The sequence below is a fragment of the Streptomyces sp. SID10853 genome, from assembly GCF_010548145.1.
Classification (GTDB): Bacteria; Actinomycetota; Actinomycetes; order Streptomycetales; family Streptomycetaceae; genus Streptomyces.
In genome coordinates, this window is the sequence record NZ_JAAGLN010000194.1 from 1 (window position 1) to 13,646 (window position 13,646).

General features: G+C 69.9%; 16 protein-coding genes. 8 read left to right on the forward strand and 8 right to left on the reverse strand.

Going from position 1 to position 13,646, the window contains the following annotated elements; all coding sequences use genetic code 11:
• From G3I19_RS27595 to G3I19_RS27620, 6 genes are all read right to left on the reverse strand, one after another.
• A partial coding sequence (locus G3I19_RS27595; protein WP_164266428.1) for a saccharopine dehydrogenase NADP-binding domain-containing protein occupies nt 1-895 on the reverse strand: 895 nt, incomplete at its 3' end.
• Between the two features lie 15 nt (nt 896-910).
• Complete coding sequence (locus tag G3I19_RS27600) at nt 911-1,042, reverse strand: DUF397 domain-containing protein (RefSeq protein ID WP_164266429.1); 132 nt, start codon at nt 1,040-1,042, stop codon at nt 911-913.
• A gap of 11 nt (nt 1,043-1,053) precedes the next feature.
• The gene (locus G3I19_RS27605) at nt 1,054-1,449 is read right to left on the reverse strand and encodes a DUF5753 domain-containing protein (protein WP_343235225.1); all 396 of its coding nucleotides are present in this window, start codon (nt 1,447-1,449) and stop codon (nt 1,054-1,056) included.
• Nucleotides 1,450-1,674: 225 nt separating this feature from the next.
• The gene (locus tag G3I19_RS27610) at nt 1,675-2,508 is read right to left on the reverse strand and encodes an SDR family NAD(P)-dependent oxidoreductase (RefSeq protein WP_203600391.1); all 834 of its coding nucleotides are present in this window, start codon (nt 2,506-2,508) and stop codon (nt 1,675-1,677) included.
• Complete coding sequence (locus tag G3I19_RS27615; protein WP_164266432.1) at nt 2,505-3,023, reverse strand: nuclear transport factor 2 family protein; 519 nt, start codon at nt 3,021-3,023, stop codon at nt 2,505-2,507. Before G3I19_RS27615 ends, G3I19_RS27610 begins: the two co-directional genes overlap by 4 nt.
• 117 nt (nt 3,024-3,140) lie before the next feature.
• The gene (locus G3I19_RS27620; RefSeq protein ID WP_164266433.1) at nt 3,141-3,797 is read right to left on the reverse strand and encodes an MBL fold metallo-hydrolase; all 657 of its coding nucleotides are present in this window, start codon (nt 3,795-3,797) and stop codon (nt 3,141-3,143) included.
• A 79-nt stretch (nt 3,798-3,876) separates the two neighbouring features.
• Between G3I19_RS27620 and G3I19_RS27625 the strand changes: the two genes are divergently transcribed.
• Nucleotides 3,877-4,302, forward strand: a complete 426-nt coding sequence (locus G3I19_RS27625) for a MarR family transcriptional regulator (RefSeq protein WP_164266434.1) — start codon at nt 3,877-3,879, stop codon at nt 4,300-4,302.
• A gap of 27 nt (nt 4,303-4,329) precedes the next feature.
• Here the strand turns inward: G3I19_RS27625 and G3I19_RS27630 are convergent, their stop codons facing one another.
• Nucleotides 4,330-5,010 carry a DUF899 family protein gene (locus G3I19_RS27630; RefSeq protein WP_164266435.1) on the reverse strand — a complete coding sequence of 227 codons (681 nt, stop codon included), beginning with the start codon at nt 5,008-5,010 and terminating at the stop codon, nt 4,330-4,332.
• A 249-nt stretch (nt 5,011-5,259) separates the two neighbouring features.
• On the reverse strand, nt 5,260-6,081 hold the full coding sequence (locus G3I19_RS27635) for a C40 family peptidase (protein ID WP_164266436.1): 822 nt from the start codon (nt 6,079-6,081) through the stop codon (nt 5,260-5,262).
• A gap of 807 nt (nt 6,082-6,888) precedes the next feature.
• Here G3I19_RS27635 and G3I19_RS27640 point away from each other — a divergent pair.
• The 7 genes from G3I19_RS27640 to G3I19_RS27670 form a co-directional block, all read left to right on the forward strand.
• Nucleotides 6,889-7,248: an NADH-quinone oxidoreductase subunit A gene (locus tag G3I19_RS27640; protein ID WP_164266437.1), complete on the forward strand. Its 360-nt coding sequence runs from the start codon at nt 6,889-6,891 to the stop codon at nt 7,246-7,248.
• 18 nt (nt 7,249-7,266) lie between these two features.
• Nucleotides 7,267-7,821, forward strand: coding sequence for an NADH-quinone oxidoreductase subunit B (locus G3I19_RS27645; RefSeq protein ID WP_164266438.1), 555 nt, complete (start codon nt 7,267-7,269; stop codon nt 7,819-7,821).
• Nucleotides 7,818-8,540 (forward strand): NADH-quinone oxidoreductase subunit C, encoded by a 723-nt coding sequence (locus G3I19_RS27650; protein ID WP_164266439.1) that lies wholly within the window; start codon nt 7,818-7,820, stop codon nt 8,538-8,540. The genes G3I19_RS27645 and G3I19_RS27650 overlap by 4 nt, the downstream gene beginning before the upstream one ends.
• The gene (locus G3I19_RS27655) at nt 8,540-9,883 is read left to right on the forward strand and encodes an NADH-quinone oxidoreductase subunit D (protein WP_164266440.1); all 1,344 of its coding nucleotides are present in this window, start codon (nt 8,540-8,542) and stop codon (nt 9,881-9,883) included. The genes G3I19_RS27650 and G3I19_RS27655 overlap by 1 nt, the downstream gene beginning before the upstream one ends.
• Nucleotides 9,884-9,936: 53 nt before the next feature.
• The gene (nuoE, locus tag G3I19_RS27660) at nt 9,937-10,749 is read left to right on the forward strand and encodes an NADH-quinone oxidoreductase subunit NuoE (RefSeq protein ID WP_164266443.1); all 813 of its coding nucleotides are present in this window, start codon (nt 9,937-9,939) and stop codon (nt 10,747-10,749) included.
• The gene (nuoF, locus tag G3I19_RS27665; protein WP_164266441.1) at nt 10,749-12,134 is read left to right on the forward strand and encodes an NADH-quinone oxidoreductase subunit NuoF; all 1,386 of its coding nucleotides are present in this window, start codon (nt 10,749-10,751) and stop codon (nt 12,132-12,134) included. The genes nuoE and nuoF overlap by 1 nt, the downstream gene beginning before the upstream one ends.
• On the forward strand, nt 12,131-13,646 hold a 1,516-nt coding region (locus G3I19_RS27670; protein ID WP_164266442.1), incomplete at its 3' end, for an NADH-quinone oxidoreductase subunit G. The genes nuoF and G3I19_RS27670, both read left to right, overlap by 4 nt.

The window sequence follows — 13,646 nt, forward strand, 5'->3', positions numbered from 1 at the left end:
CCGGCGCGAGCCGGCCGGAGATCCAGCGCCGGGCCGCCGGCAGCTGGGCGACAGCCGCCACCCCGGCCACACCCGCCACCGCGCCGATGGCGACCGGCAGCCGGCGGACCGCCGCGAAGTGGCGGTAGCGGAAGTCGGGGCCGTAGGAGTCGAGCGCGGCGGCCGAACGCGACACCACCTGGGGGTCGATGGTGGGCAGCGGAAGCGCCCAGGCGCCGACCTCAGGGGCGAACCTCGCCCCGACCGGGGTGGAGATACGACGGTCCGAAGGCCAGGGCTCGACCTGCCGGCGCTCGCGCGCCGCACGGATCGTCTGCCGCCCCCGGGACAGCGCGGTGAGGGTGGAGGCGAGCGTGCCGCCGGACGGCGCGGCGTTGGTGCGTACGAAACCGTCGATGCGCAGCGGTACGCCCTCCGGCAACTGCTCCACGGTGAACTGGACGCCGAGGTCATGCGGTACGGAGTCGAACCCGCAGGCGTGCACCAGCCGGGCCCCGGTCTCCAGCGCGCGGGCGTGGTGCCGGACGTACGCGGTGTCGACGAACTCCGGCTCGCCCGTGAGGTCGACGTAGTCGGTTCCGGCGTCGGCGCAGGCGGCGACGGCACCGAGGCCGTGCTGGACGTAGGGGCCGACGGTCGTGGCGAGGACCCGGGTGGAGCGGGCGGCTTCCCGCACGGTGGCGGGATCGTGCACGTCGACGTGGAGCAGGGGCACGTCGGCGGCCGACGGGACGCTCTCCGCGAGCCGGTTCCGCAGTGCGCGCAGGCTCTCGGCATTCCGCCCGGCCAGCGCCCAGCGGCACCCGTCGGGGACGTGGCGGGCCAGGTAGTCGGCGGTCAGGGCCCCGACGAAGCCGGTCGCACCGACGAGGACGATGTCGTACGTACGGTCCATGGTCTCGCACTCTCCTCAGCTGGCGGTGACCGCGCTCGGGTCGTCGCTCTCGCGCATCAGGATCTCGCCGTCGTGCTCGGCGATCTCGACACACTGTTCCTGGCCGTTGGAGAAGGGTGACTCCTGCCGCTCAATTGCTGCGTCCATGCTGCGGATTCTCACATGTCCCGTGCGATGTGGTGAATGAAGCCGCGTGACTCCGCCGGCTCCAGTGAGGCTTGCCTCGCGACGTCGAGTTGCAGTCGGTATCTGTGGACATCCGCAGCGGCGTCCAGGCAGAGCCCGCGGATCGGGGTGTCGATGTGCACCGTGTCCAGTTGCGGGACCACCCCGCCTGCGTACAGCACGGTCTGGGTGATGTCGATGAACCGGTCGATGGCGAACGGGATCACCTGCACGGTCACGTTCGGCCGCTCCGTCGCCTCCGCGAGGTGCTGCAACTGTTCGCGGGCGACTTTGCGCCCACCCACCCGCATGCGCAGCGCCGCTTCGTGCACGATGGCTCCGAATTCGGGCGGATCTTCCCTGTCGAGCACCGACTGCCTCCGAAACACGTGGCGGTGTACGTGACGGACGACGACCCCGTGTCGCTGCCCTGGCGCGGGATCACATCCCCTGCGGCGAACACGGCCGCGGCCTGGTCCTGGTGGAAGCCCTCGCGGCCCGCTGGGGAACCGGAGCCAGCGGCGACCCCGTGCCCGGGTCCACGTCCGTGTGGTTCACGCTCGAAGCGGCCCCGTGAACGACAGGAGCACAACACGCCACGGCCGGGCGCCGGTTCAGTACAGCGGGCCACCGCCGAAGGCCGCACGGTGGGAGGTGGCGCGACGGCCGTCGGGCTCGGTCACTCCGTACTCCTCGGCGAGTTCGGCGACGACATGGGTGTGCCCGCTGCGCTCCGGCAGCCGGCTGTCGTCCGCCAGGCGGGCGACGACGGAACCGACGAGCTCGGGTGACTCGGCGTCCGCCAGGCGGAACCCGGCCACCTCCGTCACTCCGGCCTCCACCAGCCCGTCCGTACGCACCAGGCCGGGCCAGAGGGAGAGTGCCGACACCCCCGCCGCGCGCAGTTCGTGCGCCATGTCGGCGGCCATCTTGTCCAGACCCGCCTTGGAGATGCCGTAGAGCACCGAGTGCAGCGGGGCCCGGGCGCCGAACGAGGAGATGTTGACGATCAGACCGCTGCCGCGGGCCACCATGTGCCGGGCCGCGTGCACCGAGGCGACATAGTGGGCGCGCAGCCCGATGCCGACCAGCGGTTCCCAGTCGGAGACGGGCCGGGTCCAGAACGGCTCGTCGAACCCGCCCATACCGTCGGGCGCCGCCCATACGTTGTTGACCAGCAGGTCGAGCCGGCCTCGCTCACCGGTGATCCGCGCGATCAGCGCCTCGATCTGTGAGTCGTCGCGGTGGTCGCAGCGCAGGCCGACGCCCTCGCCGCCGGCCGCTGTGACCCGGCGGGCGGTCTCGGCCTGCGGGCTGCCGGGGCCCGGCTCGCCCCGGCCGGTGACGTACACGGTCCAGCCGTGCGCGCCGAGAGCGGTGGCGATGCCCCGGCCGACGCCCCGGCCGGTGCCGGTGACCAGTGCGACGCGGGTGGGGGTCTCTGTCACTGGAGCCCTCCCTGGTCGACGGCGTACCCCTGGGGCAGGGGGCGGCTCAGTGACCACAGGGTGCGGAAGTGGTGCTTGGCCAGACGCCATGCGCCGTCCTCGACGACGTAACGGTCGTCGTACTCACCGCACATCACCCGCTCGGTCTCGTCGGCGAGGTTGAGCTGCCGGAAGCGCAGCGTCCAGCGGCCGGTGGCCTCGGTGGGGGAGCGGAAGGTGATCTGCGGGTGCAGGCCGTGGTGCATGTCCAGGACGATGTGGCCCGCGCTGCCGCGGGCCAGCGCGATCCGGCTGAAGAGGGTGACGAGCTCATCGACGGTGGCGAAGGCGCCCAGTTCCCCGTAATCGATGTCGGCGCCCTCACGCACGAAGCAGGCCCGGAACTCCTCGGGGCCCTTGTGGTCGCAAGCGCGCAGATAGCGGTACTTCAGCTCTTCGATCTCCTGCCGGGCCTCCAGCCGGGCAACACGCTCGGCAAGGCTCGGGCTCGACGGTGCGGCGGACGGTGACGGCATCGCTGGCTCCTCTCGGCGTACGGACGGACGGGCCGCGACAGTATGCGGCGGGTACGGGCGGAGGACACGGCGGAATCCCTGTCAGTGGGAGAAGCGCAGGCGATGTCCCGCCGGCGGTCAGCCGGTGGACTCCGGGCCCGTCGCCAGGGACGCGCCGACGGGCAGCTGGTGGTAGCGGGCGACGGCACCGGGGCCGTTGGCGCCCAGGAAGCCGCCGACCATGGCGGTGCCGACGTCGTTGAGGGCGCCGTCATGGATGGCGCAGACCTGCCGCGGGCCCACCTCGCGTACGTAGTCGATCAGTTGCCCGGTGGTGGACCACGGGCCGTGGACGGGCAGCAGCAGGGTGTCGACGGCGGTCTCCGGCACGGTGAGGGCGTCTCCGGGGTGGAAGAGCGCCTCGTCGATGAGGAATCCGACGTTGCCGACGCGCGGGATGTCCGGGTGGATGACCGCATGCCAGGTGCCGAGTACGGCCACGTCGAAGCCGGCCGCCGTGAACGCCGCTCCCTCTCCGACGGCGGTGACTCTCCCGCCGAGGCCGTCCAGCCGCTCGGCGACCGCGGTGTTGGCCCAGATGCGCAGGGCGGGATTGTCCCTGGCGGCCCTGCGGAGCACCTCCTCGGAGAAGTGGTCGAAGTGTTCGTGGGTGACCAGGACGGCGTCGACGCCGTCGAGTGCTTCCGGTCCGGTCAGACCCCCGGGGTCGACGGTCAGGCGGCGGCCGTCCTTCTCGATACGGACGCAGGCGTGGCCGAACTTGGTGAGCTGCATACGGGCCTCCTCAGGCATCCCCAAAACCATACAACCAAGTTGTACAGATTGGTTGTATGGTTTCCGCTAGGGTGGGGCCATGGAAGACGACGCGCTGGCCGAAGACCTGCGACGGGCGATCGGGGAACTGGTCCGCGCCGTGCGGACCGTTGACGCCATGCCCCCGGGAGAGGCCGCCGTCCTCGGCCATCTCGACCGGAGCGGCCCGCAGACCACGGCCGACCTCGCGCACCGGCGCGGAGTGACGCATCAGTCCGCCGCCAAGTCCGTCAAGGAACTCATCGCCGGCGGTTCGGTGCGCGCCGAACCGCACGCCGACGACGGGCGCAAGCTCCTGCTGCACCTCACCGACACCGGGCGCACCCGCCTCCAGCAGGAGCGCACCCGGCGCGCCACCTGGCTCAACACCGCCATCCACGAGGCACTCGACGGCGACGAGCGGGGTCAACTGCGCGACTGCGTGCCCCTGTTGGACCGCATCACCGCCCGCATCAACGGGGCGTGACCCAGGGGGCCGGATGCGCCGGCTGTCCTAGTACCGCAGCGCAGCGAACCAGTCGCCCCGGCCCCGGGGAGTGAGGTCGAGGAGGTGCCACACCGGGCTGAGCAGGTCGATGCCCCGCTGGTCGATGTCGTCGGCCATCCGTGGGTGGGCCGAGTAGACGTGGCGTACCTGCCCGTCGTCGTCGCGGGTGAACACCGACACCGTCGAGTCCTGGACGCCCTCGGCGTCCTCGCTGCCCAGGTCGTACTTGAACGTGCTCGACCCGGCGCTGAGCAGACGCAGATTCGTCCAGTTCCGGTCCCGTGCGTGCGCGCGGAGCGCGGGCAGGCCGGCCGCGGCGACGATCACGAGATCGGCGTTCCGCGCTACGTGCTGGGCCACCGCGTCGAACCCGTCGATCCACATCGTGCACATCGGGCACGGCTCGGTCTGCTTCTTGCCGTACATCAGGTGGTAGACGATCAGGTCCCGCCCGGGCCCGGTGAACAGTTCACCCAGGCGCACGGTCCGCTCCGGGGCGTCGCCCGCCCGCAGATCGGCCGGGCCCTCCTGGAAGACGTAGTCGTCGACGACAGGGCCCGGCGGCAGCGCACGGCGCAGGGCGGCGACGCGCTCGCGGTGGCGCATCAGCTCGATCTCGGCCTGCCGCAGCTCCTCGCGGGCACTGACGTAGCCGGCCGATTCCCCGGTGAGATTGGTCTGACGCATCGCTACCTCCGGCTGAACCGCTGTCTGGTGGCCACCATCTGCTCCGGCCCAGCAGCGTATGCCCGCGCCCCGGCCGCGCCGGGCAGCGAAACGACGGGACCGCTCCGCCGCCCACGACGAAGGGCCGCCACCCCCGAGCGGGGGAGTGGCGGCCCTTCGGCCGGAGCTGCACGCGCGGCCGGGGCGGCCGGGCGCGGTTGATCACATGCGCGGTTGATCAGAAGTGCTGTGGAACAGAGGGGGCTTCGCTCAGAGGACGCGGACCGCGCCGGTCGGCTGGTCGTAGTCCAGCGGGCGCTCGACCACACCGGTGCTCGGGTTCTGCGCGCCGACGAACTGGCCGCCGCCGACGTAGATGGCCACGTGGTACGCGCTGCCCGCGCTGCCCCAGTAGAGGATGTCGCCGGGCTGCAGGTTGCTCAGCGAGACCTGGGTGCCCGCGGTCGACTGGCCCTGGGAGACGCGGGGGAGGTCGACACCCACGTTCTTGTACGCGGCCTGGACCAGACCCGAGCAGTCCCAGGAGCTGGAGCCGGTGCCGCCCATGACGTACGCGTCACCGATGTGGGACTTCACGAAGCTCACGATGGACGCGACGGAGCCGGAGCCCACCGAGGAGCTGGAGGACGTGCTCGCGGCGGTGGTGACGGCGTGCAGGGCCGTACGGGAGGTCGAACGCGAGGCGCGCGCGGCTTCGGCGGCGTCAGCCTTCGCCTTGGCCTCGGCCTTGGCCTTCGCTTCGGCCTTCTTCTTGGCCTCCGCCTTGTGCACGGCCTCCGCGTGGGCCTTCTTGGCCGCCTTGGCGGCGTCCTGGGCCGCGGTGTCCTGCTGGGCCTGCTGCTGCAGGTCGGCGGCGACCTGCTCCGTGACGTCGGCGACCTGGGCCGCGCTGAGGGTGGGCATCTGGATGGTGCTCTCGTTCACCGGCTCGGCCGCGTTCGCCGAACCAGCTGCACCCGCCACTGCGATGGTGCTGAGAACGCCACCGGCAACTCCGGCGCGGAGCGCGGTCTTGGCTGCGCTGCTGCGGCGGGGCTTCCGGTGGCTGGGTATGTGAGCGGTGTGGGACATGAGCACTACCGCTATCAGGCATTCCGGGGTGGCTTCAACAAACGTGTGTTGCGCCACAGTTACGACTGGAACAGTTCATTCCGGTTGCCTGCGGCCTTTATTGACGCCGAAACGGGCAATACGGGCACCCGCGATCAAGGGCGTGATCATGGGCTTTCTGCAATACGCCCGAATTGCCCGACGCCTACCATCCGTTCACGAGGTTGGCCAAGCCCTGTTTCTCCGGTACCCGACCCTGGTGAGGCAGGTCACATGAGTGCCGCGAACCGGAGGGCGCCGGTGCTGCGTCCGCGACCGCGGCCATGAGCCCCCCTCTTTCCCGGAGCCCCGGGGGAACATCCGGGGGAACTTCCGGAGGGGTTCCGGATGGCTCCCGGGGGAGCTCGTGAACGCGTGCACGCGCCTCCCGTGACCGCCGGGGGCCGCTCCCTGCGGAGCCGGAAGGGCGATATCACCCATCCGTGTCCATCGCCAATTTGCATGTAGAGGCCACCACTTGATAGTGGCGCACGCTCTCGACCAGCGGTAACTCAGTGAGATGTCACGTCTCGTGACCACTCGGGCGCTTCACGTATGAAGATCACCGGTCATCCGACTTGATGATCCTTCGTCAGGTGGTGGAGATCACAAAGGCGTTGTCGTACCCCGTGTCGCAGATCACAGACCGGCGGGCATAGGATGCGGGGCAGTCGGGCTTGTGACCTGCTTCACATATTCGCGATCTTCGTCAGGACGGCGGGGGAGCGAGGCGGACGAGCCGGCCCGATGCGGTCCAACGGTCAAGGACGACTGGAAGGAGCGAGGAGCGTGAATGCCTACGCGCCCATCCTCGTGCTCGGCGCCCTCGGGGCAGGGTTTGCGATCTTCTCCGTGGTCATGGCCACGTTTACCGGTCCCAAGCGCTACAACCGGGCGAAGCTCGAGGCGTACGAGTGCGGTATCGAACCGACACCCACGCCGGCCGGAGGCGGCCGTTTCCCCATCAAGTACTACCTGACGGCGATGCTCTTCATCGTCTTCGACATCGAGATCGTCTTCCTCTACCCCTGGGCGGTCACCTTCGACTCCCTGGGGCTTTTCGGGCTCGTCGAGATGCTGCTCTTCGTGCTCACCGTCTTCGTCGCCTACGCGTATGTGTGGCGGCGCGGCGGTCTGGAATGGGACTGAGGGGCTGAGGAGCACACCATGGGACTCGAAGAGAAGCTGCCGAGCGGATTTCTGCTGACCACCGTCGAACAGGCCGCCGGCTGGGTGCGGAAGTCCTCCGTCTTCCCGGCCACCTTCGGCCTCGCCTGTTGCGCCATCGAGATGATGACGACAGGTGCGGGCCGCTACGACCTCGCGCGGTTCGGCATGGAGGTCTTCCGCGGTTCGCCGCGGCAGGCGGACCTGATGATCGTGGCAGGGCGGGTGAGCCAGAAGATGGCGCCCGTCCTGCGGCAGGTCTACGACCAGATGCCCAACCCCAAGTGGGTTATTTCCATGGGGGTTTGTGCGTCTTCAGGCGGTATGTTCAATAATTACGCAATTGTTCAGGGTGTAGATCATATCGTCCCGGTTGATATCTATTTGCCCGGTTGCCCACCGCGTCCCGAGATGCTGATGGACGCCATCCTCAAGCTTCACCAGAAGATCCAGGGCACCAAGCTCGGGGTCAACCAGGAGGAAGCGGCCCGCGAGGCGGAGGAGGCGGCCCTCAAGGCGCTCCCGACGATCGAGATGAAGGGGCTGCTGCGGTGAGCGGCGACGAAGAGCAGCGCGAGCAGAACGGCGCGGCGCCCGCCCCGCGCGACGAAGCCGGTGAGGTCATCGGCGTACGCAAGGGGATGTTCGGCGCCCGCAACGGCGGCGACACCAGCGGATACGGCGGTCTCGTACGGACGGTGGCCCTGCCCGGCGCCACCAACCGCCCCTACGGCGGCTGGTTCGACGAGGTCGCCGACGAGCTGGAGGGCGCCCTGGAGGAGCTGGGGCTCGTCCCGGAGAACGCCATCGAGAAGACGGTCGTCGACCGGGACGAACTCACCTTCCACATCGACCGCGAGCACCTGGTGACCGTGGCGCGGACGCTGCGCGACGACCCGGCCCTGCGCTTCGAGCTGTGCACCGGCGTCAGCGCCGTGCACTTCCCCGGCGACAAGGGCCGCGAACTGCACGCGGTTTACCACCTGCGCTCGGTCACCCACGGCCGGCTGATCCGCCTGGAGGTCAGCGCGCCGGACGCGGACCCGCACATCCCGTCGCTGGTCACCGTCTACCCGACGAACGACTGGCACGAGCGCGAGGTCTACGACTTCTTCGGCCTGGAATTCGACGGCCACCCCGCCCTCACCCGGATCATGATGCCGGACGACTGGCAGGGCTTCCCGCAGCGCAAGGACTACCCCCTGGGCGGGATCGCCATCGAGTACAAGGGCGCCCAGATTCCTGCTCCGGACCAGCGGAGGTCGTACACCTGATGACCACTTCCAGCGAAGCTCCCCGCGCCTCGGCCGCATCGGCCCGCGAGACGACCGAGGGGACTGTATATACAGTCACCGGCGGCGACTGGGACGAGGTCGTCCAGTCCGCGGCCAAGGCCGACGACGAGCGCATCGTCGTCAACATGGGGCCGCAGCACCCGTCCACCCACGGTGTGCTCCGGCTCATCCTGGAGATCGACGGCGAGACCGTCACCGAGGCCCGCTGCGGCATCGGCTATCTGCACACCGGTATCGAGAAGAACCTCGAATACCGGACCTGGACGCAGGGCACCACCTTCGTCACGCGCATGGACTATCTGACGCCGTTCTTCAACGAGACGGCGTACTGCCTCGGCGTCGAGAAGCTGCTCGGCATCGAGGAGCAGATTCCCGACCGCGCCTCGGTCATCCGGGTCCTGCTGATGGAGCTCAACCGGCTCTCCTCGCACCTGGTGGCCATCGCCACCGGCGGTATGGAGCTGGGCGCGACGACGATCATGATCTACGGCTTCCGGGACCGTGAACTCGTCCTCGACATCTTCGAGCTGATCACCGGGCTGCGGATGAACCACGCGTTCGTCCGGCCCGGCGGGCTGGCCCAGGACCTGCCGCCCGGCACCGTGGACCAGCTGCGCGAGTTCCTCAAGACGATGCGCAAGAACCTGCCGGAGTACGACAAGCTCGCCACCGGCAACCCGATCTTCAAGGCGCGTATGCAGGACGTCGGCTATCTCGACCTGGCCGGCTGCATGGCGCTCGGTGCGACCGGGCCGATCCTGCGCGCCGCCGGCCTCCCGCACGACCTGCGCAAGTCCGACCCGTACTGCGGCTACGAGAACTACGAGTTCGACGTGCCGACCGCGGACACCTGCGACTCGTACGGCCGCTTCCTGGTCCGCCTCGAAGAGATGCGCCAGTCGCTGCGGATCGTCGAGCAGTGCCTGGACCGGCTGGAGCCGGGCCCGGTCATGGTCGCCGACAAGAAGATCGCCTGGCCCGCGCAGCTCGCGCTCGGCCCGGACGGACTCGGCAACTCGCTCGACCACATCAAGAACATCATGGGCACCTCCATGGAGGCCCTGATCCACCACTTCAAGCTGGTGACCGAGGGCTTCCGGGTCCCGGCCGGACAGGCGTACACCGCTGTCGAGTCGCCCAAGGGCGAACTGGGCGTCCACATGGTCTCGGACGGCGGCACCCGCCCCTACCGGGTCCACTTCCGCGACCCGTCCTTCACCAATCTCCAGGCGATGGCGGCGATGTGCGAGGGCGGCCAGGTCGCCGACGTCATCGTGGCCGTCGCGTCCATCGACCCCGTGATGGGAGGCGTCGACCGATGACGGAAGCGCATTCGGCGGCTCCGGCGGCACCGGCCGCCCCGACGAGTCTGGGCATGCCCCAGCTCCCCGCCCCCGATTACCCGGCCGACGTACGCGCCAGGCTCGACGCGGACGCCAAGGAGATCATCGCCCGCTACCCGGGCAGCAGGTCGGCACTGCTGCCGCTGCTGCACCTGGTGCAGGCGGAGGAGGGGTACGTCACCCGTACCGGCGTCCGGTTCTGCGCCGAGGCACTGGACCTCACCACCGCCGAGGTCACCGCGGTCTCCACCTTCTACTCGATGTACCGGCGCAAGCCGAGCGGCGACTACCAGGTGGGCGTCTGCACCAACACGCTCTGCGCGGTGATGGGCGGCGACGCCATCTACTCGGCGCTGCGCGAGCACCTCGACGTCGGCGACGGCGAGACCACCGAGGACGGCAAGGTCACGCTGGAGCACATCGAGTGCAACGCGGCCTGCGACTTCGCACCGGTCCTGATGGTCAACTGGGAGTTCTTCGACAACCAGACCGTCGAGTCCGCGAAGCGGCTCGTCGACGACCTCCGCGACGGACAGCAGGTCACCCCGACCAGGGGCGCGCCGCTCTGCACCTACCAGGAGACCTCCCGGATCCTGGCCGGCTTCCCCGACGCCCGGGACGGAGCGGTCGAGTCGACCGGCGGCGCGGGACACGCGTCGCTGGTGGGCCTGCGGCTCGCGAAGGGCGAGGCACCGCAGCCGCGCGTGGTCTCCCCGCGCGGCGGCTCCCCGAAGGCCCCTCCCCAGCCCGGCTCCGAGCACCTCAGCTCGCACGACGCACCACAGAAGACCTCGGCGTCCGACCCGGAGCACCCGGCAGGCCCCGTGACCGAGGAGGGGGAGTGATGAGCGTGGCAACCGAGCTCAACGGCAGCGGAAACGGCGAGGGCGACGGCGAGACCAGCCCCGAGAAGCTGCTCACCCCGGTCCTCTCGGCCTTCTGGGACCAGCCGGAGTCCTGGACCCTGGAGACGTACAAACGGCACGACGGGTACGAGGGGCTGAAGAAGGCCCTCGCCATGGCGCCCGACGACCTCATCGCCTACGTCAAGGACTCGGGCCTGCGCGGCCGTGGCGGCGCGGGCTTCCCCACCGGGATGAAGTGGCAGTTCATCCCGCAGGGCGACGGCAAGCCGCACTACCTGGTCGTCAACGCCGACGAGTCGGAGCCCGGGACCTGCAAGGACATCCCGCTCCTCTTCGCCAACCCGCACTCCCTCATCGAAGGCATCGTGATCGCCTGCTACGCGATCAGGTCGTCGCACGCCTTCATCTATCTGCGCGGCGAAGTCGTCCCCGTACTGCGGCGGCTGCACGAAGCCGTCCGTGAGGCGTACGAGGCGGGCTACCTCGGCAAGGACATCCTCGGCAGCGGAATCGACCTCGACGTCACCGTGCACGCGGGGGCGGGCGCGTACATCTGTGGTGAGGAGACCGCACTCCTCGACTCCCTGGAGGGCCGCCGCGGCCAGCCCAGGCTCCGGCCTCCCTTCCCCGCTGTCGCCGGGCTCTACGCATGTCCCACTGTGGTGAACAACGTCGAGTCCATCGCGTCGGTTCCCGCGATCCTGAACCGGGGCAAGGACTGGTTCAAGTCGATGGGCACCGAGAAGTCCGCCGGGTTCACGCTGTATTCGCTCAGCGGGCACGTCACCAGCCCCGGACAGTACGAGGCCCCGCTCGGCATCACCCTGCGCCAGCTGCTCGACATGAGCGGCGGGATCAGGCACGGCCACCGGCTCAAGTTCTGGACACCGGGCGGCTCCTCGACCCCGATGTTCACCGACGAGCACCTCGACGTCCCGCTGGACTACGAGGGGGTGGGCGCCGCCGGGTCGATGCTCGGCACCAAGGCACTCCAGTGCTTCGACGAGACGACCTGCGTGGTGCGGGCCGTCACCCGGTGGACCGAGTTCTACGCGCACGAGTCCTGCGGCAAGTGCACGCCCTGCCGCGAAGGGACCTACTGGCTCGTCCAGTTGCTCCGCGACATCGAGGCCGGGAAGGGCGAGATGGCCGACCTCGACAAGATCAACGACATCGCCGACAACGTCAACGGCAAGTCGTTCTGCGCGCTCGGCGACGGCGCCGCTTCGCCGATCTTCTCCTCGCTCAAGTACTTCCGCGAGGAGTACGAGCAGCACATCACCGGCAAGGGCTGCCCGCTCGACCCGGAACTGTCGACCGTCTGGGCCGACGAGCCCCGCCACACCTCGGAGGTGAACGCATGACAGTGACGACAGACAGTGCTCCCTCCGGGGGCGGCGAGGCAGCAGTGCCGCCCGAGGACCTGGTGTCGCTGACCATCGACGGCATTGCGATCTCCGTCCCCAAGGGGACCCTGGTCATCCGCGCCGCCGAACAGCTCGGCATCGAGATCCCGCGCTTCTGCGACCACCCGCTCCTCGACCCGGCGGGCGCCTGCCGCCAGTGCATCGTCGAGGTCGAGGGCCAGCGCAAGCCGATGGCCTCCTGCACCATCACCTGCACCGACGGCATGGTCGTCAAGTCGCACCTCACCTCACCGGTCGCCGAGAAGGCCCAGCACGGTGTGATGGAGCTGCTGCTCATCAACCACCCGCTGGACTGCCCGGTCTGCGACAAGGGCGGCGAGTGCCCCCTGCAGAACCAGGCGATGTCGCACGGCAACGCGGACTCCCGGTTCGACGGCAAGAAGCGGACCTTCGAGAAGCCCGTACCGATCTCCACCCAGGTGCTCCTCGACCGCGAGCGGTGCGTGCTCTGCGCCCGCTGCACCCGCTTCTCCAACCAGATCGCCGGCGACCCGATGATCGACCTGATCGAGCGCGGCGCGCTCCAGCAGGTCGGCATCGGCGAGGGCGACCCGTTCGAGTCGTACTTCTCCGGCAACACCATCCAGATCTGCCCGGTCGGCGCACTGACCTCGGCGGCCTACCGGTTCCGCTCCCGCCCCTTCGACCTGGTGTCGTCGCCCTCGGTGTGCGAACACTGCGCGGGCGGCTGCGCGACCCGCACCGACCACCGGCGCGGCAAGGTCATGCGGCGGCTCGCCGCCAACGACCCCGAGGTCAACGAGGAGTGGCTCTGCGACAAGGGCCGCTTCGGCTTCCGCTACGCCCAGCGCCCCGACCGGCTCACCACCCCGCTGGTACGGAACGACGACGGCGTCCTGGAACCGGCGAGCTGGCCCGAGGCGCTGGAGCGGGCCGCGAACGGCCTGGCGGCGGCGCGCGGCCGGGCCGGTGTGCTGACCGGTGGCCGCCTCACCGTCGAGGACGCGTACGCCTACGCCAAGTTCGCGCGCGTCGCCCTCGACACCAACGACGTCGACTTCCGCGCCCGCGTGCACTCCGCCGAGGAGGCCGACTTCCTGGCCGCCCGGGTCGCCGGCCGCGGCCGTGATCTCGACGGCAGCGGTGTCACCAACACCTCCCTTGAGCAGGCCCCCGCGGTCCTGCTCGCCGGATTCGAGTCCGAGGAGGAGGCACCCGGCGTCTTCCTGCGGCTGCGCAAGGCGCACCGCAAGCACGGGCAGCGCACCTTCTCCCTCGCCACCCACGCCACCCGCGGACTGGCGAAGGCGGGCGGCACGCTGCTGCCCGCCGCACCCGGCACCGAGACCGAGTGGCTGGACGCCATCGCGGGCGGGGTCGGCCTGGACGCCGACGGGCAGCGGGCCGCCGAAGCGCTCCGCGAGCAAGGCGCGGTGATCGTCGTCGGTGAACGGCTCGCCGCCGTACCGGGCGCGCTCACCGCCGCCG

What these genes read in the sequence shown, in the direction of transcription:
- G3I19_RS27600 (WP_164266429.1), bottom strand. Translation starts at nt 1,042, where the DNA reads ATGGACGCAGCAATTGAGCGGCAGGAGTCACCCTTCTCCAACGGCCAG.
- G3I19_RS27615 (WP_164266432.1), bottom strand. Translation starts at nt 3,023, where the DNA reads ATGCCGTCACCGTCCGCCGCACCGTCGAGCCCGAGCCTTGCCGAGCGT.
- G3I19_RS27620 (WP_164266433.1), bottom strand. Translation starts at nt 3,797, where the DNA reads ATGCAGCTCACCAAGTTCGGCCACGCCTGCGTCCGTATCGAGAAGGAC.
- G3I19_RS27625 (WP_164266434.1), top strand. Translation starts at nt 3,877, where the DNA reads ATGGAAGACGACGCGCTGGCCGAAGACCTGCGACGGGCGATCGGGGAA.
- G3I19_RS27630 (WP_164266435.1), bottom strand. Translation starts at nt 5,010, where the DNA reads ATGCGTCAGACCAATCTCACCGGGGAATCGGCCGGCTACGTCAGTGCC.
- G3I19_RS27635 (WP_164266436.1), bottom strand. Translation starts at nt 6,081, where the DNA reads ATGTCCCACACCGCTCACATACCCAGCCACCGGAAGCCCCGCCGCAGC.
- G3I19_RS27645 (WP_164266438.1), top strand. Translation starts at nt 7,267, where the DNA reads ATGGGACTCGAAGAGAAGCTGCCGAGCGGATTTCTGCTGACCACCGTC.
- G3I19_RS27655 (WP_164266440.1), top strand. Translation starts at nt 8,540, where the DNA reads ATGACCACTTCCAGCGAAGCTCCCCGCGCCTCGGCCGCATCGGCCCGC.
- nuoE (WP_164266443.1), top strand. Translation starts at nt 9,937, where the DNA reads ATGCCCCAGCTCCCCGCCCCCGATTACCCGGCCGACGTACGCGCCAGG.
- nuoF (WP_164266441.1), top strand. Translation starts at nt 10,749, where the DNA reads ATGAGCGTGGCAACCGAGCTCAACGGCAGCGGAAACGGCGAGGGCGAC.